At 65.7% G+C, this 24,525-nt stretch carries 15 protein-coding genes; 2 read left to right on the plus strand and 13 right to left on the minus strand.

Going from position 1 to position 24,525, the window contains the following annotated elements; all coding sequences use genetic code 11:
- Nucleotides 1–91 precede the first annotated feature (91 nt).
- On the minus strand, nucleotides 92–1,672 hold the full coding sequence (locus ACVWY1_RS17670) for an MFS transporter (RefSeq protein ID WP_457378573.1): 1,581 nt from the start codon (nucleotides 1,670–1,672) through the stop codon (nucleotides 92–94).
- A gap of 150 nt (nucleotides 1,673–1,822) precedes the next feature.
- Between ACVWY1_RS17670 and ACVWY1_RS17675 the strand changes: the two genes are divergently transcribed.
- Together ACVWY1_RS17675 and cysC are read left to right on the plus strand one after the other, a co-directional pair.
- A complete protein-coding gene (locus ACVWY1_RS17675) occupies nucleotides 1,823–2,695 on the plus strand; it encodes a LysR family transcriptional regulator (RefSeq protein ID WP_277502719.1) in 873 nt (290 codons plus the stop codon).
- 87 nt (nucleotides 2,696–2,782) lie between these two features.
- Entirely contained in the window at nucleotides 2,783–3,358 is a 576-nt protein-coding gene (gene cysC / locus ACVWY1_RS17680) for an adenylyl-sulfate kinase (protein WP_457378574.1), read from the plus strand.
- Nucleotides 3,359–3,390: 32 nt separating this feature from the next.
- Here the strand turns inward: cysC and ACVWY1_RS17685 are convergent, their stop codons facing one another.
- The 12 genes from ACVWY1_RS17685 to ACVWY1_RS17740 form a co-directional block, all read right to left on the minus strand.
- Complete coding sequence (locus ACVWY1_RS17685; protein WP_457378575.1) at nucleotides 3,391–4,887, minus strand: TolC family protein; 1,497 nt, start codon at nucleotides 4,885–4,887, stop codon at nucleotides 3,391–3,393.
- Nucleotides 4,888–4,950: 63 nt separating this feature from the next.
- Nucleotides 4,951–12,345: an Ig-like domain-containing protein gene (locus ACVWY1_RS17690; protein ID WP_457378576.1), complete on the minus strand. Its 7,395-nt coding sequence runs from the start codon at nucleotides 12,343–12,345 to the stop codon at nucleotides 4,951–4,953.
- Between the two features lie 138 nt (nucleotides 12,346–12,483).
- Nucleotides 12,484–13,074: a phage tail protein gene (locus tag ACVWY1_RS17695; RefSeq protein ID WP_102684140.1), complete on the minus strand. Its 591-nt coding sequence runs from the start codon at nucleotides 13,072–13,074 to the stop codon at nucleotides 12,484–12,486.
- Between the two features lie 75 nt (nucleotides 13,075–13,149).
- Complete coding sequence (locus ACVWY1_RS17700; RefSeq protein WP_110703116.1) at nucleotides 13,150–13,710, minus strand: GNAT family N-acetyltransferase; 561 nt, start codon at nucleotides 13,708–13,710, stop codon at nucleotides 13,150–13,152.
- A 175-nt stretch (nucleotides 13,711–13,885) separates the two neighbouring features.
- Nucleotides 13,886–14,869 (minus strand): sulfotransferase family protein, encoded by a 984-nt coding sequence (locus ACVWY1_RS17705; RefSeq protein WP_457378577.1) that lies wholly within the window; start codon nucleotides 14,867–14,869, stop codon nucleotides 13,886–13,888.
- Nucleotides 14,857–15,657 (minus strand): aspartyl/asparaginyl beta-hydroxylase domain-containing protein, encoded by an 801-nt coding sequence (locus ACVWY1_RS17710; protein WP_457378578.1) that lies wholly within the window; start codon nucleotides 15,655–15,657, stop codon nucleotides 14,857–14,859. The genes ACVWY1_RS17705 and ACVWY1_RS17710 overlap by 13 nt, the downstream gene beginning before the upstream one ends.
- 73 nt (nucleotides 15,658–15,730) lie before the next feature.
- Nucleotides 15,731–17,827 (minus strand): HlyD family efflux transporter periplasmic adaptor subunit, encoded by a 2,097-nt coding sequence (locus tag ACVWY1_RS17715; protein WP_457378579.1) that lies wholly within the window; start codon nucleotides 17,825–17,827, stop codon nucleotides 15,731–15,733.
- On the minus strand, nucleotides 17,824–19,143 hold the full coding sequence (locus tag ACVWY1_RS17720; protein ID WP_457378580.1) for an efflux RND transporter periplasmic adaptor subunit: 1,320 nt from the start codon (nucleotides 19,141–19,143) through the stop codon (nucleotides 17,824–17,826). The genes ACVWY1_RS17715 and ACVWY1_RS17720 overlap by 4 nt, the downstream gene beginning before the upstream one ends.
- A complete protein-coding gene (locus ACVWY1_RS17725; RefSeq protein ID WP_046857240.1) occupies nucleotides 19,140–19,916 on the minus strand; it encodes an efflux RND transporter periplasmic adaptor subunit in 777 nt (258 codons plus the stop codon). The genes ACVWY1_RS17720 and ACVWY1_RS17725 overlap by 4 nt, the downstream gene beginning before the upstream one ends.
- 173 nt (nucleotides 19,917–20,089) lie before the next feature.
- Complete coding sequence (gene gabP, locus ACVWY1_RS17730) at nucleotides 20,090–21,484, minus strand: GABA permease (RefSeq protein WP_102684146.1); 1,395 nt, start codon at nucleotides 21,482–21,484, stop codon at nucleotides 20,090–20,092.
- A 353-nt stretch (nucleotides 21,485–21,837) separates the two neighbouring features.
- The gene (locus ACVWY1_RS17735; RefSeq protein WP_457378581.1) at nucleotides 21,838–22,854 is read right to left on the minus strand and encodes a magnesium transporter CorA family protein; all 1,017 of its coding nucleotides are present in this window, start codon (nucleotides 22,852–22,854) and stop codon (nucleotides 21,838–21,840) included.
- A gap of 12 nt (nucleotides 22,855–22,866) precedes the next feature.
- Nucleotides 22,867–24,453, minus strand: a complete 1,587-nt coding sequence (locus tag ACVWY1_RS17740) for a RimK family protein (RefSeq protein WP_457378582.1) — start codon at nucleotides 24,451–24,453, stop codon at nucleotides 22,867–22,869.
- Between the last annotated feature and the right edge of the window lie 72 nt (nucleotides 24,454–24,525).

The following is a 24,525-nucleotide window of genomic DNA, read 5'->3' on the forward strand; positions in this document are numbered from 1 at the left end:
AACTCTTTGATATTCAAGGAGTTTTTCGTTCCGATGTCGCTGGAAGTGGGGCGCATTATAAGGGGATCTGAAACCCCGTCAACCGTTAATTTCATGTATTTGCAATATCTGGTGCTTGGCCTGACGCACGGGTCTGCATTGCCTGATGATGAGCGTCCCCGACCGGCAAGGGTTTATTCAGCAATACCCCCACCACCACCGCAAAGACCAGCGCCGCAGTACCGGCACTGCACAGCACCGCCTCGAAGCCACCGATAAACGCCTGGCGCGCCAGGGGTGCCGCCACCTCTCGGAATCTTGGGTCAAGCAACGCCAGCGCGGCATGCAGATCCCCCGCCGCCACCCGTGTGGCCATCTCCCCCGCCGCACCCAACGCCTCAGGCGCCCGTATCGCCAGGGCATCGCGCAGCAGTTGCCCACTGCGCGCCGCAAGGATGCCGCCAAGAATGCCTATGGCAAGGACGATGGCTCCAAAGCGCGTGGTCGTGCTCAGCCCCGAAGCCATACCTGTGCGCTCACGCGGCACGCAAGCCATGATGTTTTTCTGCGTATCGCCGTTGAGCAATCCAGCTCCCGAGCCCAGCACGACACTGGCCAGGGCGAACGCGGTATAGCCACCCTGCCCGACGGCCCAGGCACAGGCCAGGTTGCCCAGTCCGACCAGCACCAACCCCACAGCGAACACCTGGGCCGGCGACAGGCGCACCGCCAGACGCATGCCCAGCCGAGGCGTCAGCAGCATGGCCACGGCAAATGGCAACATGCCCGCCCCCGCAGCCAAGGCCGACAGTTGCAAACCGTTCTGCAGGTAAAGCGGCAGCAAGGTCATCATCACCTGCGCACAGGCGGCATAGGCGAACATCCCCAGCAAGGCGCCGATGAAGCGCCCGCTGCGCATCAAACCCAGGTCGACCATCGGACGCACCTGGCTACGCTCGACCATCACGAACAGGCCAAGCAGGAACACTGCGATCAGCAGACGTCCCAACGTGGGAGCACTGTCCCAACCGACCCGATTGGCATCGATCAAGGCCCAGATCAGGTAGCCCAGGCCACCGGCGAAAGTCAGACTACCCAGTGGATCGAACCGCGCCGCCGAACCGTCGCGGGACTCCTCGATACTGCGCACGACCATCAGCGCCAGCACCATCACCAGCGGCAGATTGATATAGAAGATCCAGCGCCAGCCCAAGGTACTGGCGATCAGCCCACCGAGCAGCGGCGCGAAGGTGATGGTCGCGCCCATGCACGCGCCCCAGAAAGCCCAGGCCCGCATGCGCTCCTGCGGCGCATGGAAACGGTGGCCGATGGCGGCCAGCGCGGCAGTCAGCAACAACGCGGCACCGATGCCCTTGGCTGCTCGGGCCAGATCGAGGAACAACAGGCTCGGCGCGGCGCCGCACGCCAGCGAGGCCGCGCCGAACAGCGCCAGGCCGAGCAGCAGCATGCGCCGCCTGCCGAAGCGGTCGGCCAGGCTGCCAGCGGGTAGCAGACAGGCGGCGAACGCCAGCAAGTACGCACTGACCACCCATTCGATGTCGCTGAACGAGCCCGACAGGTCGCGGGCAATGCTGGGCAGGCTGACCGCGACGATGTTGGTGTCGAGGATGATCACGGCGCACACCGCCGAGGCGGTGAACAGGGTGAAGCGTGGTGAGGCGGCTGCAGGCATGCAAGGCTCCGTTATAGAGAGCAGGCAGGTCGTCGCCGCTTTACCGCCACGACGCCAGCCTTGTAGTGTTGCCTCAACCATAACGCCGCAGGGCGCCCGGCTTGTTAGCCAGCACGTCCCGCGTCATTAGCGCCTGGCTAACGAGGCCCCATGGAGATACGTCACTTCCGCTACTTCCTTGCCGTCGCCCGCCACGGCCACTTCACCCGCGCCGCCGAGCAACTGGGCATCGCCCCGCCGACCCTGAGCCGGCAGATCCAGGACATGGAGCGTGAGCTGGGCGTGCGGCTGTTCGAACGCAGCCAGCGCGAGGTGAGCCTCACCGCCGCAGGCCAGGCGTTGCTCACCGAGGCTGAACAGGCGGTGCAGCAGTTCGACGCCGCACAGTTGGGTGCACAGCGTGCCGGTCGCGGCGACAGTGGGCGGATCGAACTCGGCTACGTTGCCTCGGCGGCTTACTCCGGCACCCTGCAGCAACAGGTCAGTCGGTTTGCCCAGGCTTATCCCGGCATACAGCTGAACATTCGCGAAGTGCCCATGCTCGAGCTCCCCTCTCTTGTCGACGAGGGCCAACTCGACCTCGCCTACTTGCGCTCGCCGATGGAGCTGCCGCAGAGCCTGAATGCCATCGCCCTGCACCAGGAAGGTTTCGTCCTGGCGCTGCCGGCCAGCTCGCGCCTCAATGAGCTGAAGACAATCCCCGCCGCGCGGCTAGCCGACGAAACTTTCATCTTGCCTGAGCAGATCTCCGGCACCCTGGCAATCGCCGGCCAGGGCGGCTTCACACCGCGCCTGGGGCCGCAGCCGGGCAGCCTGGTGGCGGTGCTCACCCTGGTGTCACTGGGCCAGGGCGTGGCCGTGGTACCGGCGTCGGTGGTCCAGCGCATCAGTTTGCCCCAGGTCAACTACCGGCCCATCGCCGACGCCCAGGCAAGTTCATGGCTGAGCCTGGTGCACCGCCGCTTCGAGAAGTCGCCTGCAGTGCTGCGCTATATAGAAGGAGTGCGCAGAGGAATCGACTGAACACCCACCGTGGCCGTTTCCAGGCCACTGACATCCCGCCACGCGGCGCAGTACACTCGGGCACTCCCCCTTTCGGAGACGCCCAAGGTGCATCATGCAGGAAGCGATGAACGTCCACCGGCACGTGCCCGCCCTGGCGCGGTAATCTGGCTCACCGGCCTGTCGGGCGCGGGCAAGTCGACATTGGCCCAGGCCCTGGCCCGGCAGCTCGATGAGCTGGGGCATGGCTGCTACGTGCTCGACGGTGATGTACTGCGCACAGGGCTGAATGCCGACCTGGGTTTCTCACCCCAGGATCGCCACGAAAACATCCGCCGTACGGGTGAGGTGGCGGCGCTGTTCGCCGATGCCGGGCTGATCTGCATTGCCGCGTTGATCTCGCCCTATCACTCGGGGCGCGCCGCCGCGCGCCAGGCCTGCAAGGCGGGCTTCCACGAAGTGTACGTCAAGGCCGACCTGGCCACCTGCGAGGCCCGCGACCCCAAGGGCCTGTATCGCCGCGCCCGGGCGGGAGAGCTGCCTGCCTTCACCGGGATCAATGCGCCGTACGAGGTGCCGGAGCGCCCGGAGCTGGTGGTGGAGACGGCACAAGTGCCGCTGCCGATAGCAACGGCGCAACTGCTGGCGTACGTACAGCAGCGGGTACTGCACCAAACGCAGTAGGCGCGGGCTGACCCCGCGCCTGCTGGTTGCACTCAACTGCCCGGGGCGATATCGCCACGCTGCCAGCGTGCCTCGTTATTACCCAGGGCCTGGGCAATGTCGGCGAGTTCGCCGGACGGCAGGGTCTGTGGCAACGGGTCGAGCCCGGCGCTGGCGAACACCTGGCCATAGCTATTGCGCAGCTCGGCATAGGCCAGGTCGCGGCGCAGGTCGGCCTGCAGCGCATTCAGTTCCCCCTGGATCAGCTCCAGCTCGCCAATACCCTGCGCCTGGTGGCGATTGCGCAGTTGCTCGACGATCTGCTGGTCAAGGGCGACCAGTTGCTGACTGGTGGCGAACTGGCGGCGAGCTTCGTTGTAGTTGGCATTGGCCACGTAGAGCTGGGCCAGGATGGCCATCGACATCGCCTGGCGACGCGCCTCGACCACCTGCTCGCCAGCCTTGGCGACGTCGATGGACGCCGGCCCCGACAGCACGTTGAACAGGTTCCAGGTGACCTTGACGCCATAATCGGCCCAGTGCTGGTTGGTCAGGAAGCTGTTGCTGTCGTAGTGCCCGCCCGCCGAAAACTCCAACCCCGGCAGCATGCGCAGCATCGACTTGCGCACCTCGGCGGCGCTGATGCGGGCCTGGTAGTCCTGCTCGCGCAATTCGGGGCGCGTGGCCAGGGCCTGCTGCTCCAGCGCTTCGAGGCCCACCTTGAGCTCCGGCACGCTGTAGTCGTCAGTGGCGGCGAGGGTCAGCTCGCTACCCGGCGGCAGGTTGATCAGCGCGCCGAGTTCGGTCTTGGCCAGCGACAGCGCACGGCGCTGTTCCTCCAACTGGCGGGTGGCCTCGATCAATGAGCGCTGGTAGTTGAGCGCCTGGATCGGGTCGCCGATGCGCTGGTCCCCCATGCGCTGGCTGTTGTCCCGGGCCTGCTCGACCCGCACCATCAGCGCGTCGATCTGCTTGAGCAAGCGCTCGGCGGCGACCGCCCGCCAGTAGGCCGAGCGTACGTCCTGGATGATGGTCTGCACCACCTTGCGCCGGCGCTCCTGGACGATCAGGCGCTGATCGCCCTGTTGCTTGGCGCTGACATAGCTGACACCGAAGTCGAGCACGTTCCACACCATGGTCAGGTCGGCCACGTCGCGGTCGCGGTCCTGGGAGGTCGATGGCTCCAGGGATTGGGTATTGGTCAGCACGCTTTGGCTGCTTGATGCGCTGACGTTGCTGCGCCCGGCGTAACCGGCCGACAGGGCCATGCGCGGCAGCATGTCGAAGGTGGCCAGGTCGACCTGGCGTTGGGCCAGGGCTTCTTCCATGATCTTGAGGCGTGCCTCCAGGTTGTACTTGACCGCACGAGCCATGGCCTGGTGCAGGGTCAGCGGCCCATGCAAGGCCTCCTGGCCCTTGAACATGCTGGCAAGGTCCGCCCGCGCCCGCTGCTCGCTGACACTGCGGTCGATGGGTTGGGTCTTGACCGCGCACCCTGTTACCACCAGTGCCAGTACGCTTACCGCAAAAATCCTCGATGTTCTGCTCATCCCTGTCCGCCCCCTTGGTACGGCACTGCTTTTCTTCTAATTGGATTGCTCGCGTGCGCCGGCTCAGGCCTGCGGCACGGGTACCTCGACCTGCCCCAACACCTGCGCCAGTTGCCTGGCCTGGCGTTGCTCCCCCTCCTGGAAGGCCTGCAGCTGCTGCCCGAGGGTCGGCGCCCCGGTCAGGCCCTTGCCCGCCCCTGCCTCTGCCCCCTGGCGGAATGGCTTGCCACCGCTCAGTTCATACTGGCCACCGTCATCCGGCAGCGTCTTGTCGAAGATGTTGGCCAGGCTGCTGGCCCCGAACACGTTGGCGTCACCACCACCAAAGCCGAGGAAACCGGCCCCCAAACCATTGCCGATACCGCTGTCAGCGTGCTGGCCGGCGAACACCTGGGCCAGGTAGCTCGGCGCCAGCGCACCGTTCTGGATGAACAGATTGCCCAAGGTCGGCAGCCCGCCGCCCGTTGTCGGCACCTCGAACAGCGGCTGTGGCAGCAGCGGCGACTGGAACGGCGCCGTTACCGGCAACGGTGCGATCACCACCGGCGTGCCTGGGCTGGCCTGGCCCGGGCGCGCCGGTGGGTATGCGCGGAATTCCGGATCACCGTCGGTAGACTGCAATGTCACGCTTTGCCCGGCGAAGCCGCCGACCACGTCGTTGCCTGCGCCATCGCGAATGCCGGTGCCACTGGCCTTGAGCCCAAGGGCCAGGCCACCACTGCCCGCCACGCCTGCGACATTGACCTGCCAGGTATGGCCGTCGAGGCGTACCAGCGACTGAAGCGTGCCACTGGCGTTGCCACTGGCCAGCAGTTCGAAGTCGCCCAGGTCGACCCCGCTGACGTCTTCGCTGAAGGTAGCGGTGAAGGACTGGCTGCCCGGCGTCGGCGACGGATTCGCCACGATCGAGACCACGCCGGGTGGCGTGCTGTCGACAATGACCCCGTGGCTGTCGCCAATATTGTTCAGCGCCGGTGTCAGTTGATTGCCGGCCGCATCGTGCAGGCTCGCGCCATTGGCCGACAGGCCAAGCACCTGGATGCCATCGGCATCGTTGTCGCCGGCCTGGATCTGGTACTGGAACACCAGCGTCGGCGTGCCTGAGCCGGCCACGAAATCGGCGTAAACCGTGCGCCCGCCGACATCCAGGGCAAGCCGCGGCACGCCGTCGACCATCACCGCCTCGCTGGTGTTGACCACGAAGGTGAGCACATCGCCCGTGTTATAGGGGACGCCGACCGGCACGCCGACACTGCCCACCGTGGGGGCGTCGCGGTCGATGTTGTACGTGGCGCCGGTCAGGCCACCGACCAAGGCGTTGCCGGCCACATCGGTGATACCCGTGGCGCTGCCATTGAGGTTCAGGCCCAGGGTGCCGGTGCCGTGCACACCACTGACGGTGATGACATAGACTCCACCGCCCAGCGCTTGCAGGCCGCTGAGCGTACCGCTGGCCGAGCCGGTGCCAACCAGGCTGAAATCGCTGAGATCGACGCCATTGACCTGCTCGTTGAAGGTCACGGTGAAGCGCACGCTCTGGGCGTTGCTCGGCGACGGGTCGAGGGTGACGATGCCGACCGCGCTCGGCGCCTGGGTGTCGACCAGCACCTGGTGGGTGTCAGCCACGCCATTGAGGGTCAGGTCCATGGCATTGCCCGCGGCGTCGACAAGGGTCGCACCATTGGCGACAAGGCCGGTCACGGTGATGCCGTCAGCGTCGTTGTCACCGGCCTGGACGATGTACTGAAACACCAAGGTCGAGGTGCCGGCGCCCGCCACCAGTTCGGCAAACACCGTGTGCCCGCCGATGTCCAGAGCCAGGCGCGGCGCCCCCGTGACCTGGACCGCTTCACTGGCGTTGACCACGAACACCAGCGAGTCGCCGGCGTTGTAGGACACCCCCGCCGGGCCACCGACGCTGGTCACGCTGGGAACGCGGGTGTCGATGGCGTAGTTGTTGGAATCGGTACTGCCCACGCCGGCGTTGCCCGAAGATGCCGCGACCACGCCGCTGTTGTCCAGGGTGATCAGGTTGCTGGTGTCCTCGACCCCGTTGCCAGGTGTCAGGGTCGCGGTCCAGGTGATGCCGCCATCGCTGCTGCTCAACCCGCTCAAGGTGCCATTGGCCACTGTCAGGTCGGCCAGGGTGAAGCCGCTCACCGCCTCGCTGAAAGTGATGGTCACCAGGCTCGACTCGCCCGCGCGCAGGGCCGTATCGGCAACCACGACGGTGGCGGTGGGGACGACGGTGTTGACCGTGTAGTTGGCCGATGAAGTGGTGCCGGTTCCGCTGTTGCCGGCCAGGTCGGTGTAGCCCGTGTTGTTCAGTACGATCAGGTTAGTGGCGTCCTGCACGCCGTTGCTCGGCGTGAAGATGGCGGTCCAGGTGATACCGCCGTCGACGCTGGACAGCGTGCCCAGGGTGCCATTGGGCAAGTTCAGGTCAGCGTTGGTGAAGCCCGCTACCGCCTCGCTAAACGTGATGGTCACCAACGAGGTTTCACCGACGCGCAGATCGCTGTCGGCCATGACGATGGTGGCGGTTGGCCGCTGGCTGTCGACGGCGTAGTTGTTCGAGTCGGTGGTGCCGGAACCGGCGTTGCCGGCGGTGTCCGTCACCCCGCTGTTATCCAGGGTGATCACGTTGGAGGTGTCGGTGATGCCGGCGCTCGGCGTCAGGGTCGCGGTCCAGGTGATACCGCCATCGCTGCTACTCAGCCCGCTCAGGGTGCCGTTGGCCACGGTCAGGTCCGCATTGGTGAATCCGCTCACCGCCTCGCTGAAGGTGATGGTCACCAGCGACGTCTCGCCGATGGCCAGGTTGCTGCCGGCCACCACGATGGTCGCCGTCGGGCGCTGGGTGTCGATGGCATAGTTGTTCGAGTCGGTGCTGCCGGTACCGGCATTGCCGCTGCTCTGGCCGACCACGCCGCTGTTGTCGAGGGTGATCAGGTTGGTGCTGTCGGTGATGTTGCCGGTCGGGGTGAAGGTGGCCGTCCAGGTGATGCCGCCGTCGGCGCTGGAGACCGCGCTCAGGGTGCCGTTGGCCACGGTCAGGTCCGCGTTGGTGAATCCGCTCACCGCCTCGCTGAACGTGATGGTTACCAGTGAGGTTTCACCGATGCGCAGCGCCGCATCGCTTACCACCACGGTGGCCGTGGGTTGCATGGTGCTGACGCCGTAGTTGTTGGAGTTGGTGGTACCGCTGCCGGCGTTGCCAGCCAGGTCGGCCACCCCGCTGTTGCTCAGGGCAATCACGTTGGTGGCGTCCTGCACGTTTACCGAAGGGGTGAACGTCGCCGTCCAGGTGATGCCGCCATCACTGCTGGAAAGCCCACTCAAGTTGCCGTTCGCCACCGTCAGATCGGCGAGGGTGAAGCCGGTTACAGCCTCGCTGAAGGTAATGGTCACCGTGGTGGTCTCGCCGACGGTGAGATTGTTGTCGGCGACCACTATGGTGGCCGTCGGGCGCTGGGTGTCGACGGCGTAGTTGTTCGAGTCGGTCGTGCCGCTACCGGCGTTGCCGGCCAGATCGGCCACCCCGCTGTTGTCCAGGGTGATGAGGTTGGTGGTGTCGGTGATGTTGCTTGACGGGGTGAAGGTGGCCGTCCAGGTGATCCCGCCGTCGCTGCTGGACACCGCGCTCAAGTTGCCGTTGGCCACCGTCACGTCGGCATTGCTGAAACCGCTCACGGCCTCGCTGAAGGTGAACGTCACCAGCGACGTCTGGCCGATGACCAGGGTGGGGTTGGCCACCACGATGGTCGCGGTCGGGCGCACGGTGTCGATGGCGTAGTTGTTCGAGTTGGTGGTGCCGCTGCCGGCGTTGCCAGCGCCATCGCTCACCCCGGTGTTGTCCAGGGTGATGACATTGGTCGCGTCGGTGATGGTGCTGTTCGGGGTGAACGTCGCGGTCCAGGTGATCCCGCCGTCGCTGCTGGAGACGGCGCTCAGGGTGCCGTTGGCCACCGTCAGGTCGGCATTGGTGAAGCCGGTCACGGCCTCGCTGAAGGTGAACGTCACCAACGACGTCTGGCCGATGGCCAGGGTGGGGCTGGCCACCACGATGGTCGCTGTCGGGCGCAGGGTGTCGATGGCGTAGTTGTTCGAGTTGGTGGTGCCGCTGCCGGCGTTGCCAGCGGCATCGCTCACCCCGGTGTTGTCCAGATTGATGAGGTTGGTCGCGTCGGTGATGGCGTTGGTCGGGGTGAACGTCGCGGTCCAGGTGATCCCGCCATCGCTGCTGGACACCGTGCTCAAGGTGCCGTTGGCCACCGTCAGGTCGGCATTGGTGAAGCCGGTCACGGCCTCGCTGAACGTGATGGTCACCTGGGACGTCTCACCGATGCTCAGGTTGCTGTCGGCCACCACGATGGTCGCCGTCGGGCGCTGTGTGTCGATGCTGTAGTTGGCCGAATTGGTGGTGCCTACGCCAGCGTTGCCGGCCAGGTCGGTGACACCGGCGTTGTTCAGGGTGATGACGTTGCTGGCGTTGGTGATGCTGTTGGTCGGGGTGAAGGTGGCGGTCCAGGTTTTGCCGCCATCGCTGCTGGACACCGCGCTCAGGGTGCCGTTGGCCACCGTCAGGTCGGCATTGGAGAAACCGCTCACCACCTCGCTGAAGGTGATGGTCACCGTCGCGGTCTCGCCCACTTTCAGGGCCGTGTCGCTGAGGGTGATGGTGGCGGTGGGCAGAACCGTCTCGTGAATGGCCACCGTGACCGAAGCCGCGCTGGAGGTGGCGCCATCGCCATCGTTGACGGTGACCGACAGGGTGCGGGTGGCCTGGCCGATGCTGTTGGCGGCATTGCTGTTGTCGTAGGTGAGGTTGCGCACCACCGCCTGGACTGCTGCGGCCGTGGCATTGCCGTTGAACGTCAGCACCAGGTTGGCGCCGCCCGTGCCGCCGGTATAGGTGCCGATGGCCACTCCGCCGTAGCTCACCGTGCTGCCGCTGACGCCGATCTGCGCGGCGCCATTGCCCTGGTGGCGGATGCCCAGCAGATCTTCGCTGGCGACGCCGTTGGCGCTGACTGCCACGGTCAGGTTACCCCCGGCAAAGTCGGCCGAGTCGCTGTCGGTGACCGTGGCGTTGCTGCCGCTGTCGAGCAGCACGGCGCCACTGCCTTGGGTGAAGGTCTGGCTGTCGCCGTTGAGGTTGGCAATCACCGGCGCGGCATTGAGTGGCTGGACCACCACCGAAGCGGTGCGGGTAGTACTGCCCATGTCGTCATTGATACTGACGGTCACACTACGGGTGCCGCTGGTGTAGGCCCCTGCGGCGTTGCCATAGGTCACTGTGGCAAGTACCGCACGATACTGGGCCAGGGTGGCCACACCACTGAGCGACAGCACCGCGCTGCCCGAGCCGCTGATGGTGATGCCGTAACTGGCCGCCGTGGCGATCTGCCCGGCGCTGAGCGACAGGGTCTCGCTGCCGCCATCGAGCACGCCGCCCAAGGTCAGCGTGGCGCCACTGACCTGGGTATCGCCGTCGGATTGGCTGATGTTGATGTTCGGCACGATCACCACCGGGGAGCCGGCGAAATTGACGGTGCTGTCGTTACCACCGGTGCTGGTGTCCAGGTCGACCAGCGGCGGCGCCGAGTACAGCACCTCGTAGGCACCGATGTCGACACCGCCGCCACGGGGCCGGTCGAAGCCGCGCAGGTCGGTGGCCGGCGCGCCCGCCTGGGTGCCCTGGTCGATGGCGTTGCTGGCAGTGCTGGCCAGGCGGTAATCGCCGCCGGCGGCATTGACGAAGTTGACCGGGGTGCCGATCAGGTTGGTGGTGCTGGTGTAGCCACCGCCACTGCCGCTGTTGGTGGCGGCATCAAGAGCAGCGCCGTTGACCGTGTTGCCACTGATGATGCTGTTGAGCACCGTCACCGTGCCGGCGCCGCCAGTGGCCCACCCCAGGCCGGCGGAGTTGATGGTGCCACTGCTGGTGTTGAGGTAGGTGTTGTTGGCGATGGTGCTGTTGACGATGCTGACCGAGCCACCGGTATTGCTCAGCACGATGACCGAGGCGCCAGCGACCGTGGCAGTGGCGGCGTAGGTCCCACTGTTGTTGTAGATCGCCACGTTTTCCAGGACGTGGTTGTTGGCGCCACCCAGGCGTACCAGCGACGACATGCCGGTGGCGCCGATGATGCTCGCATTGTTGTCATGGATCGTGGTGTTGCGTACCACCACCGTGGAGCCTAGGGTGGTCGCCGAGTTGATCACGGTGCCGGCGTTGTCCTGGAAGTTGGAATCCTCGACGGTGATCGAACCGCCATTGGCGCGGATGGCCCCACCGGTGATGTTGCCGGAGAAATGCCGCATGTCCAGGTTGCGCACCGTCAGCACACCGCCACCGTTGCTTTGCAGGCCCGAGGCCTCGCCAGCATCGCGGATGTTGTTGCTGTTGACGTCGCCACTGAGGATGATGTCGCCCTTGCCGTCGCCGTCGACATCACCGTTGATGGTAATGTTGCTGGTCACCGCCAGCGCCGTGGCCGACGACCAGCGAATGGTCCCGCCTTTCAGGTTCTGGTGGAACACGATGATGTCGTTGCCGCTGCCCGCAGCGGAGCCATCTACCGAAGTGTCGGTGTTCGCGGCCTGGATGGCTTCGGCCAGGGATACCTGGCCATCGTTGGCGATGAGCGACGCATTGCTGCTGGTGACGGTGATGGTCGCCAGCGAGGTATTGAATGCCGACAGGTCGCCGCGCTGCACGCCCACGCCAGTGGCCACCGCGCCGGAAACGGTCTCCAGTTCCCAGTCCTCGCCAGCGCGGTTGCCAGTCGAGTCGGCCGAGGCGCCCACGTCGGCACCGCTGAGCCGCGCCACCTCGTTGACGAACATCTGGCCATCGCTGCCGGCGCCGGTGTTGCAAGCAAAGAAGCGGATATCGCCGCCTGGGGCCAGGCTGGCGCCGATGCGCGCCAGGTCGGTTCCATGGCTGGCCAGTTGGTTGGCCCAGATGGCATTGCCGGCCAGGTACACATAGCCGCTGTCGCCGTGGCTGATGATATCGACCGAAGTCACGTCGCTACGGCCATTGAGATAGTCGGCGATCTGCTTGAAGCCATCCTTGCCGTTGTCCAGCACCACCACCTCGACCCCGGCAGGCAGGCCGGCGATGAGTTTCTGGTAATCACTTACCGCAGAGTCGACGAATACCACTTCATGATTGCCCGGAGCCTGGGAGATCGGCGCGGTGGCCGGTGCCGCCTGATGGGCCGGTTCGTGGGCGGTGTTATCGCGGGTACTGGCCGCATCACTGGCGGCGCTGGTGTCCTTGCCTCCGGTGGCGGCTGCGGCGGCTTCGACCGCCTGAGCCCCCTGATCGGCGACCACGCCCACCGAGGCGTCGAACATCATGCGCGGTTCCAGGGCCTGGATGAGACTGGGCCGGCTCGCGGAAACGTTGGGTGTGTGGGTGTCTTTACCGCGTTTCCAGAATGCCATGATGCCCTCGCTCAGCCCTGCGGCTGCTTATGCTTGCCGTCCCTGCAGATGAGGGCGGCCTGTCCTTGTCTGGTAATCCTGAACGGACGACGGGGCGCCGATGCGCGCCCCGCTGCCCTGCCTGCCGAAATCCTGGCCTCAGTTACGGGATGGGAAGATCCCTTCGGTCGCGATGATGAAGTTGATGCCCAGGTAAGGGCTCTGGTTCGAGAACGGCTGGTTGCCTGCCGCGGTCACCCCTGTCGTGGCAGGGATGGTGAGGTTGAAGGGTTTGAGCGTGGTATTGCTGGCGGTAGAGGCGTAGATGTCGATCGACACCCCCGAACCGGACGAATCCTTTGGTTTGGCCAGCACGCCAGTGGTCGAGGGTGCAGGCAGGTCGGCGTCACCTTCTGCGGCAGGGATGGCGACCGATACGGTCTGCGCGGGGATGTTCACGGCCTGCGACGCCATGTTCAGCGATGTCAGCGTGGTAGTCGGCGTGCCGGCTGCCTCGCCCAGCACGACACTCGGCAAGCCTGGCCCCTGCCCCTGCTGGACAGGTGCGCGACCACGCAGGTCAGGCAGGGCGAATGTAGTCTGGCCATTGCCACCGTAGGTCGTACCCAGAATCGAGAACAACGCGGTGTTCTGGGCGATGCTTAGCAGCTGCCCTTGGCAAAACATCCAACCCCGTGGCGCGAAGTTTCCCGCGAACAATGTGATCTGACCGATGAATGGCTCACTCATTTACTGCACTCCTTTGACAACGCGGCAAGGACGGGCCTCAAGGCCCGCAGGTAATCACGTTCGTGACAGGCACGCTCAGAGCTGCCGATCGGCGTGGGAAATCGTCTGGAGCTCCGGCCCCCTTGGATATCGGGGCTCACCGGTCGCATCAATCGCGGCAATGGACGCTGGCCGGCTCATTTTCAGCGACAAGCCGTTCTCGCCGACCACCCGGAACCCACAGCGCTGATAGAGCCGCAAGGCCGGGTTGTGGGCGGTCACATGCAGGCCGGCGCTGAGCCCCCGTTCATCGGCACGTGCCAGCCACTGGCCGAGCAGCCGGCTGCCGATGCCACGGCCGCGCCAGGCGGGCAGCAGGGCCATGTCGATGAATTGCACGTGGCTGTCGGTCCACTGCAGGCAGGCACGGCCGATGCGCTCGCCCGCCGTTTCGATGACAAAGAAGCCGGCGTCGGCGAACTGGGCCTGGTAGTAGTCGTGCTGGGCCTGGAACTGCTGGTCGAGGAAGGCATCGATAGCGGCCTGCGGCCACGGCAGCAGGGCCATTTCGGCGGCACGCGTGGTGCCATAGAGCTCGCGCAGGAACGCCCGGTCGGCGTCCACCATGGGACGGAGGTTCACCTCGGGGATGGACATCGGGTCTGGCTTCCCTGCGTAAGGTTACCCCATGGTGAGGGGCGCACATCCAAGTGAATTGTCCTACACGATCACCCGCAGCGTAGCCGAACAACAAGGCATATAGCCACTACTGTAGCGTGGTCTTTGCAACTATTTTCTCAAACACCCGTTCGAGGTATTTTGACGCCGGTTTCTAAGCATTTCGCAACCGTATGGATTCCAAAGCGTTGTAAGGCTGCAGGGCCCAACGGGCAATCGCCGCGCGCACCTCGTCGCTGGCTTCGTCACGCTTGCGCTGGCCATCGGCGCTGAAGTTCAGGGCCGGCTGCTTGGCGTCGAAGGCCGCGACCGCCTGCAAATCCGCTACTTCGTCTGGCAGGATGCCGAACAGTGGCCCCAGGCGCCCCCAGACAGCATCGGGCAACTCGCTGTAGTTCACCGCTATGGCACCTTCGCGTTCGCACAACGCTAGGCCAGCCGCAAGGATTTCGCCAATCATCCGGCAGGTGTATTGCACCGCGCCCATGCCCTGGGCCTCGGCCAGCACACTGTCGAGCCCAGAGGCACCAAGCAGGCCCGGTACCCGGTGCATGCCCGGCTGGCGCAATTGGGAAACCACGATTTCCAGCGGGTCACGGTAGAGGAATACCCGTGGCACCTGGGGATACAGCGCCGTCAGCAGTGGCGCGTCGAAGATGCTCCAGGCGTCGAGCTTGATCAACAGGTGGCGCTCGTCGCCCCGACGACGCTGACCGTAGGCCGAGCACAGCGCCCGCAATGCATCGGCCTGCCAGGCGACGGCGGACGGGTCCTGGCGCGCGGCACGCAACAGGTTGTCCAACGGCGGCGGCTCGGACAGCACGATGTTGCGGGCCTGACTGGCGAGCAATTGGGCGATCAGCGTCGAGCCACAGCGCGAGGCATGGAACACCAGCACCGAGGGCGCCAGGCCCGGGCTGTGCAGTTGCCAGTCGAGCAAAGCCTGGACATCGGTGTCGCGGCGCATGGCCTGGTTGAAGGGCAAGCGCAGTGCCTGGTCGACGTCGTCGCGGAAAAACGGCCGGGCCAGGCGCCTCTCGCCGAACCAGCACCAGTCCACCCGCCATCCGGCGTCGCCTTGCCAGAGGCGGATGGGCAGCCAGCCGTGAAAATCCATCGGGGTATTCACACTCGCCATTGATCGCTCCATGCCTGCTTGCCCCGGCGCATGGCGCCCAGGACCTCTGCCTCGGAAAACGCCAGCCCTAGCTCGGCACCAAGGCGCACCGCCTCGGCCACGAAGGCCCGGGGATCCTCCAACGCCTGTAGTTGCGCGGCCAATGCCGGCGCCTCACTCACCTGCTGGCGAAACCGTTCGAATGCCTGCCCAGCCCTCCCGGGCTGCAGTGCCGGCGTCTGCGCCAGGCCTTCGTCGATCAGCGCCAGTAGCCAAGGGTCGGCCGCGCAGTCGAGTACCAGGTGAATGCGCTCACCGGGCCCGGGGTTGTTGACCCGGTGGGGGCGCGACAAGTCGATGAACCAGCACTCGCCCGGGCGCATCGGCACTTGCAGGCCATCCACAAGAAACTCCACGCCCGGAGGGCTCAGCAGCGGTATGTGCAAGCGCAGGCAGCCGCCTGGGCGCCCGAGGTCGGGGTCACGGTGCTCGTGTATCCGCGCCCCCGCGCCCAGGCGAAGCAGGCGGGCGGCGCGCAGCGATGCCTGGAAGGGTGCGAGTGCTTGCTGCCAGGCCGGCTCGCCCTGCCACCAGGCCAGGCTATTCGGCGCGCCTGTGCCTGGGGCCAGCGGCAACGGCGCATCCTCGGCGGCGACCAGTGCCACACCGCTCCAGTCACCTTCGTGGTAGCCCCGGTTGAAGTGCGCCTGCCAGGCGTGAGTGTCCAGCCGGGTCAGGGCCTGCAGCAACGCGGGCAGGTTCGTGGGCAAGGTAAGGCGGGAACACAGTGGCAAAGCAGTCTCGGTCATGCGGGCTCCTTGCGTTGGCATTGTCTTGAACGGTGTTCCTGGCGAAGACGGGTCCCTGGAGGGGAAAGGCCGCCTAAAACCCACTCTCACGAACCCCCAACGCCGCCAAACGTCGCCAGGCGGCCCCCAGCAACGACTCGCGCGCGCCCTCCAGTACCACCACCCCACGCAACGGCTGGGCCACATCGGGCACTTCGCCCAACGGGCTCAGGCGCACGCCATACTGGGCCTGCACCGGCTCCGCACGCTGCTGGCCATCACGCCGCACGGCTACCGGGCCATGGCGGTCGGAGGCCAGCGCTTCGAGCTCCAGCACGGCAACGCCGGTGGCATCCACCTGCTCCACGCGCACCGGCAATGCCGGGCGCGCCGGGTCATCGGCGATGAAGCGCCCTTCGCTGCCGGCCGCCACCCGCCACAGATCGGCTTCGGCCAGGTAACCGCGCAAACGCAGCCCCGGCTCGACTACCCGGCCCAAGGTTAGTGCCGGGCTTACCCATTGCCCCGCTGCCAGGCCGGCCGGCAGGTCACGCAGCACACCGTCGCGGGGCGCGCGCAGCTGCAGGCGCTCGCGCTGGGCGGCCAGGCCGCGGTACTCGGCCACGGCTTCGGCCAGTTGCTGCTCTAGCACCCCAGCGTCCGCCGCCGTCTCGCTGCGCCCGGCCTGGCGGCGCAACAGCAGCTGCAGGATGTCGATCTCGCGGCGCACGATGGACTGGCGCGACGTCAGGTCGGGCGATTCCAGCTCCACCAGCAGCTCGCCCTGGCGAACCGCCTGCCCTTCGCCCACCGGCAAGCTTTTCACCCGTGCCGCCACCGGCGCATGCAGGGCGCTGACGCGGGACGCCTCGAGCATCGCCGGCACGTCCACCGCGCCACGCCAGGGCAGCACCAGCACGGCCAGCAGCAAACCCAGCCCGGCCGCCACCCGCAGCGTCTTGCCCGGCGCCGCCTGGCCACGGTGCAGCCACCATTGCCGCAACTCCTTGTACACCGGCATACCGATGAACCAGGCCAGCTCCACCAGCATCAGGAAGATGCCCAGCACCTTGAAGAACAGGTGATACACCGCCAGGGCGATACCGAAGAACAGCACCGCGCGCCACAGCCAGGCGCCATAGCCCCACACCAGCAAACGGCGGCGCATGGTCGGCGACCAGGCTTCCGGGGCTGGCTCGCCATAGCCGAACAGCGCCTCGCGCAATCGCCAGCGACACAGGGCAAAGGCGCGGTTCTGCAGGTTCTCGACCCGCCACAAGTCACTGATCAGGAAGTAGCCATCAAAACGCATGAAGGGGTTGAGATTGACCAGTAAGGTGGTGATCCAGGTGGCGCTGGCCAGCATGAACGCTGCCGTGCGTGCCGGGCCGTCAGGCAGCAGCGACCAGGCCAGCAGCGCCAGCACCGCCAGCAGCAGCTCGGCGAACACCCCACCGGCATCGATCAGCAACCGCGCACGGCGGTCGCTGACGCGCCAGGCATCGCTGACATCGGTGTAGAACATCGGCAACAGCACCATGAACGCCAGGCCCATGCTCTGCACCCGGCACCCGGCGCGCTTGGCCATGAAGGCGTGGCCGAACTCATGGCAGAGCTTGGCGAACCCCAGCGCCGCGCCAAAGGCGAGGATGCCGCCGAGGCTGAACAGGTGCGGGAACGTGGCAATGAAGCGCGACCAATCGCGGATCACCAGGAACACACCCAACGCCAGCACCAACGGCAGGGCGTAGCGCAAGATCCAGCCTCCATGGCGTTCGAGCACCGGCCATGCGCGGTTGAGGAAGGCATCCGGGCGCCACAGCGGAATCCTGAAGAACAGGTACTGGTGCAGCACACGGGTCCACAGGCTCTGCCGGGTGGCGGCGGCCTTGGTCGCATAGCTTTCGCGCTGGCGGGCATCTTCGGCGCCGATCAGGTCGTGCTGGCCGAGAAACAGCAACAGTTCTTCCAATGCCTGCTCGTCGACTGCCAGGCCAGGCTCGGCATTGGCGGCAGCCAGCACACGCTGCGGGTCGCCCAGGCGCCAGTGCTGCAACAGCCGCACGGCGCCACCGCCCAGCTTGAAGTAACGCCCGCGCAGCGGGTCGGCCAGGGTCCACTGCGGCGCGCCGTCATGCCCGGCCGCCGCTGGCGACAGCTGCAGGTCGACGCGCAACGCCGGCAGGGTCACAGCCCCAGCCCCTGACGCAACGCAGCCAGCGGGCGACGCAGCAGGTAATAGACCAGCGGGGCGCGCTCGCCGTACACCTTGGCGGTACCACGCAAGCCGATGCGCGGTGGTGCCTCGTCGAAACCGGCGTCCAGCCGGTAGGCCAGTTGCCCGGCGGCGGTGGCCTGGGCCTCGTAGGCCGCGCGCTCCAAGCGGGCGCCATGGCGATGCAGCGGGTCGCTGTCGAGGAACAACGCCACTTCGGCGCCGGGTTGCAAGGCGATGGCATCGCCCACCGGCAGCTCCAGGCGCAGTTCGGCCTGCTGCGGATCGGCCAGTTGCATCAGGCGCTCGCCGGTCTGCACGGGCTTGCCGGTCCAGCGCTCGGCGTCGGCGAACACCGCGATTCCCGCACGCTCGGCGCGAATTTCGCTGCGGCCGAGGAGCTGGCGGGCGTAGTCGAGTTCGGCGCGTTTCTGTTCCACGCGGGCGGCCAGCAGGTCGAGGCGGGCATTGGATTCGGCATCGCTGAAGGCGCGCTGGGTGCTGGCCTTGAGCTCAGCCTCGGCGACCCCGAGGGCGCGCTCGGCGACATCGACCTGGGCCTTGAGGGTGGTGGCGTCGAAGCGCACCAGCAGGTCACCGACGGCGACCGTCTGGTTGGGCTTGACCAGGAACTCGGCGATCACCCCGTCCAGCGGCGCGGCAACCACCCGCCCTGCCCGCGGCACGACCTCGGCCGGGGCCAGCACCGACTGGCGCACCGGCACCAACAGCACCAGCAACGACAACCCCAAGGCCGCCAGCAGGCGCCGCCGTGGCCAACGCAATCGCCAGGGTTTGGCCGGGCCCAAAGCCAGCCAGGCATGCGCGTAGGTCTCCCCCAACTGATTGAGCAGGGCTTGCTCGGCGGGGTTGAACGCCTGGTCGCGGGCCAGCCACAGCCCGCCGAACGCTTCGCCCTGGCGATCGAGCAAGGGCAACCAAAATGCGTGAGCGGCCGACAACAACTGCCAGTCTGCCTGGGCCTGGGTATCCAGCGTCGCCGGATCCACGGCCCCCGTCCGGGCCGCCACACCGGCGGCCTGGAGCGTGTGAGCGGCGCGTTCGACAAACGCCACGAACGGCGCATGGGCCTCGACCACACTGATGCCGGTCAGTGCCCGAACCTTGCCCGCGATCAGCAGGGCGGCATGGCGAAAGCCGAACAGTGTCTGGCCATCGTTGACCATGTTGTAGGCCAGTTGCTCGGGACCAGCCGCCTGGCGGGCCTGACGCTGCAGGCCGAGAAACAGCGCGAAGGCATGCTCGGCCACCCCCGTGGCGGCGGCCGTCATGGTTGTGCGGCGAAGTGGGCGGTGCCGCTCATGCCGGCCAGCAGCCCCTGGCTGTCACGGGGCAGTTCGCCGATCAGCAGCAACGTCTGGCTGCCCTCGTCGATCCGTGCGCCGACGCGCTTGACCTGTGCCTGCAGCGGCTTGCCGGTTTCATCGGGAACGAACTCGAACGGCTGGCCTTGCTTGAGCTGCCCCAGCCAACGCGAGGGCACCAGCAGGTGGATCTCCAGCGAGCGGTTGTCCACCACCTCAAGCAGCGGTGACCCACTGGCGACGCTTTCATGGGGCTGGGCCCGGCGCTGAACCACCCGGCCATCGAACGGCGCGCTGACCACGCAGCGCCGGACCTGTACCTGGTACACCTGGGCCTCGGCCTGGGCCTGGGCCTGCTTGGCCTCGGCCAACGACACCTCGAACTGGCCGACCGACTTCAGCGCGGCCAGTTGGCGGTTGTGGTTGAGTTCCTCGCGGGCAGCGCGCACGGCGGCCTGGGCGGCGTTGAGCTGGGCCTGGTAGGCGCTGCAATCGAAGCGCGCCAGGGTGCTGCCCTGCTTGAAGTCCTGGCCATCGGCATAGGGCATCTCGACGATGCGCCCGGCCAGCTCACTGGACAGCACGGCCTGGTCACGGGCACGCAGCACACCACGGGGATTCTGCCCGGCGCTGGACGCAGCGGGGGTATCGAGCAAGGGGTCGGCGGGTGGGTCGCCGGCCTGCGCCAGCGGCAGGTGCAACAGACCCAGGGTCAAAGCCAGACGGAAACCGCGAAGCATGTTGCGCACTCCCTTGCGAGCTGATGGCCGGAGTGTAAGACAAAAAATGATGGCACGGATATATCACGCCAATGAAGATTCGGGGCTTTGCCAAAACCCGCAAATCCTCCGGGAAACGTCATGGCAACGCGTAGGCTCGGGCTTGCCACGTTGCGGGCAAGCCCGGTTTCACCTCAACCCGCAGAGCCTGCTGCTGCGGCGCCCCGCGCATGCCCCCGGGTGGTGATGATGCCGAGGAACGAGATCACGATCGCCAGGCTCAAGGTGGCGGTGACTTCGGCGCGGTGTTCCTCGGTGAACATCATCACGGCCAGTGCGCCGCCGATGAACAGGATCACCGCCCAGGTCAGCCAGGGGAACAGCCACATGCGGAACTTGAGGTTGGCGCTCTCGCGCTCCAGCCGTGCACGCATGCGCAACTGCGAAATGGCGATCACCAGGTACACCAGCAAGGCAATGGCGCCGGAGCTGGCCAGCAGGAACTCGAACACGCCCTTGGGCGCGAAGTAGTTGAGAATGGCGATGGCCGCGCCGATCAGGGTGCTGCCGAACACCGCCGCACGCGGCACGCCAACCCGTGAAGTGTTCTTCAGCAGCGCTGGCGCATCGCCGCGCTTGGCCAGCGAGTACATCATCCGCGAGGCGATGTAGATCGACGAGTTCATGCAACTGGTCACCGCGATCAGCACCACGAAGTCGACCATCAGCGCGGCATTGGGGATGTTCATGATCTCCAGCGCGCGCTGGTAGGAGCCCACCACAGCCAACTGCGGGTCATTCCAGGGCACCACCGAGATGATCACGAAGATCGACAGGATATAGAACGTACTGATGCGCCAGATCACCGAACGAGTGGCCTTGGCGATGTTGCGCGCCGGATCGCTGGACTCGGAGGCAGCGATGGTCACCGCTTCGGTGCCGATGAAACTGAACATCACCGTGATAAAGGCACCGACCACCGCCGACCAGCCCTTGGGGGCGAAGCCGCCATGCTCGTCGACCAGCGTGCTCAACCCGCTGACCTCGCGCTCCGGCAACCAGCCTGCCAGTGCGGCAAAACCCAGACCGATGAAGCCGAGAATCGCGGTGACCTTGAGAATGGCGAACCAGAATTCGAACTCGCCGTACTTGGCCACGCTGAACAAGTTGGTGCAGGCCAGCAGCAGCACCGAGGCCAAGGCGAAGATCCAGCTGTCCACCTGGGGGAACCAGGCGTTGAGCACATGCCCCGCAGCCAGCGCCTCGATGGGGATCACCAGCACCCAGAACCACCAGTACAGCCAGCCGATGGTGTAGCCGGCCCAACGGCCAATGGCCTGGTCAGCATAGGTGGAGAACGAGCCGGTATCAGGATGGGCCACGGCCATTTCACCGAGCATGCGCATGACCAGTACCACCAGGGTGCCGGCGACGAAATAGGAAAGAATGGTGGCGGGCCCGGCTGCCGCGATGGCATGTCCGGAGCCGACGAAAAGTCCCGCGCCGATGATGCCGGCGATGGACAGCATCGTTACGTGACGTGGCTTGAAACCTTGAGCAAGGTTGCCATCAGTTCCCACGGTGTTCATTGGTCTTGTTCTCTTTTTACTGACACAAGGAAGGGACGGGCAGGCGTAGGCGAAACGGTCTCCTCGGCTAAGGGCGGAGTACGTTGCGCACGCTCTGTTACGGCCTTCTCATGCGCCCGGGGCAACGCACCATGGGGATGCGGGCTTCACTTTAAGCCGGGCGCGGCGCGAGCAAAATGCTCGAAAACGTCAGACAACGGTTCGATCACGACACCGCGTGCCCGTGCACGTCAGTCAAGCCCCCGGACATGCCTGTTTGCGTCAGTCGCGGTCACGCAGGTAGTCCCAGTAGAAGTTCACCACCGCGAACACCACGATCACCGTGACGATCATCAGGCCGATCTGCAGGTTGCTCATGGCGTTCTCCAATTGGCGATACCAGGGAAAGAAGGGGTCGGCCGTGCAACGGGGCGCTCGGTTTGCGCAAGGGGCACCACGGGCCGACGCCCCCTGGCCAGGCGCTTGAGCGCCAGCACCATGAGCACGCCCAGCAGCATCATCGCCAGCACCAGCACGGCATAGGCCAGCCACCAGGGCACGCCTGCCGTCATCATGCTGAACTCGGACATCCCGCCAATGCTGGCGATCAGGTTCAGCGGCAGGAACACCACGTTGATCAGGGTGAGCTTGCGCAGGGTCTCGTTCATCGCGTTGTTGGCCAGGTTGCCGCGGGCGTCCATCAAGCCGGCGAACACCGTCGAGTAGATTTCGGCCTGCTTGTGGCACTGGTTGTTCTCGATGACCAGATCGTCGATCAGCGCCAGCACCTCGGGGTTGAAATGGCGCTTCTCGCCATGGGCGCGCAAGCGCGAGAGCACCGCGCCATTGCTGTGGATGGCGTTGATGTAGTGGATCAAGCTCTCGCTGAGGTTGAACATCTGCATCAGGTGATGGTTCTCCAGCGACTGCTCGAAGCGCTGCTGCAGTTCGCGGGCGACCATCTTGATCACCTTCAGGTGCCCCAGGTAGTGATGCAGGTTGTCCAGCAGGATGGCCAGCAGCACATCCATCGGATCGTGGAGCGCATGGCGCTGCCCGAGGCCGTCGAGCAGGGAGGCGTCCGGGGCGATCAGCACCAGGTGGCCGTCGACCATCAACATGCCGAACGAAGACACCTGGAAGGCGAAACTGTTGCCCCCGGTGTAGCTCTCCGGGCGTTTCCAGATGAGGAACAGGCCATCGCGGTGCAGTTCTATGCGTGACACCTCGTCCGGGTCGAGTGCCGAAGCCAGGGCATGGGCATCCAGGTGGAACCAAGCCTGCAACAGCTCACGCTCAGCACTGTCCGGCTCTACGAACAGCAGCACCTCGCAATCGAGTCCTTCGCGCTTGCGCAACTGGCCATGGGCCAGGCTATAGCTTTCGATCATGCCAGCACCTCGTTACCAGGCTTGCCCCCGGCGCTTCTGCTCCAGGCGACGGATGAATTCCTCCAGCACCAGGGTGTAGAGGTCGTCATGCAGGTAGGCATCCTCGATGCCTGCGTCGAGGTTGGGGTTGTCGTTGACCTCTATTACCACCACCCGCTCGCCGACCTGTTTGAGGTCGACGCCGTACAGGCCATCGCCGATCAGGTTGGCGGCCTTGACCGCCAGCTCCACCACCGCCCGCGGCGCCTCGTGCACGGCCAGGGTGCGGCACTCGCCGTTGACCTCGTCGCGCTGGGCCTGATGGTTGAAGATCTGCCAGTGGCCCTTGGACATGAAGTACTGGCAGGCAAAAATCGGTTTGCGGTTGAGCACACCGATACGCCAGTCGTACTCGGTGTAGAGGTATTCCTGGGCAAGCAGCAGTACCGAATGCTCGAACAGGTCGGCGGTGGCGGCCTGGAGTTCGCCGGGGTCCTTGACCTTGATCACGCCCCGGGAGAAACAGCCGTCGGGGATCTTCAGCACCAGCGGAAAGCCCAACCGCTCGCCGATGCCTTCCAGGGCCTGAGGGTTGTCGCGGTAGAGGATCTCGCTGGCCGGCATGGCCAGGCGATGGCTGCGCAGCAGGTCGGTCAGGTACACCTTGTTGGTGCAGCGCAGGATCGATGCCGGGTCGTCCATTACCACCAGCCCTTCGCTCTCGGCCTTCTTGGCGAAACGGTAGGTGTGGTTGTCGACGCTGGTGGTCTCGCGGATCAGCAGGGCATCGTATTCGGCCAGACGGGCGTAGTCTTTTTTGCCAATCAGCTCGACATCGACCCCCAACTGGCGCCCGGCGCGGATGAAGTGTTCCAGTGCCTTGGGGTTGGAAGGCGGCAGCGCTTCGTCAGGATCGTGGAGGATCGCCAGGTCGTATCGCGCCACGCGGCGCGAGCGTGGCTGGCGCCAGATCCTGCGACTGAAGCCATCGAGGGCGTTGGCGAACGGGTCCTGCTGGTCTTCACGCAACTTGTGCAGCGCACCGGCCTTGACCCCGGCGATATGCCAGGCGCTGGTCTTGCGGAACTCCACCAACAGGATCGGGCACGGGAAACTTTCGAACAGCTGGCGGGCGATGTCCTGCAGCGGTTCCAGATCGGTACGGCCGAAATACAGGGTCAGGGTGAACCCTTCGGTTTCTCCATAGGGGTGATTGGCCAAGGCACTCTCGAGGCTGCGCGCCATGTCGTCGAGGGCCAGTCCGTATAACGACTTACGGGTCAACTCACTGATACTTCTGACCGAGGGAATGACTTTATGCCCTCGCGCCTCGGCCAACAACGAACAATAATAACCGTGACCTAGATACTTGTAATTACGACATAGGTTTATTACCTGGACACGCTTGCCGTTATCGGCCTCGCGTGGCTCCTCCAGATACTCCTGGGCCGTCAAGACGTCCTCGCTGGGCAGGTACGAAGCCCAGTCCTCACGCCGTTCAACGATGATCACCAGCTGACTTGACTTATTATCCAGTGTCAGTGGATAAATAACACCAGCTGTACTTGAGTGTGAACTTTCCCCGGGCCAGCCAGGTAAAGGTTCCTGAAACGAAGACATGATTGAAGCCCTGTGTTGGGTAGACACGGGTTCTATTAAGCACGAAGTTTTTCGAATGTCCCGTTTCATTAC

It is taken from the genome of Pseudomonas sp. TE6288, from assembly GCF_054062095.1.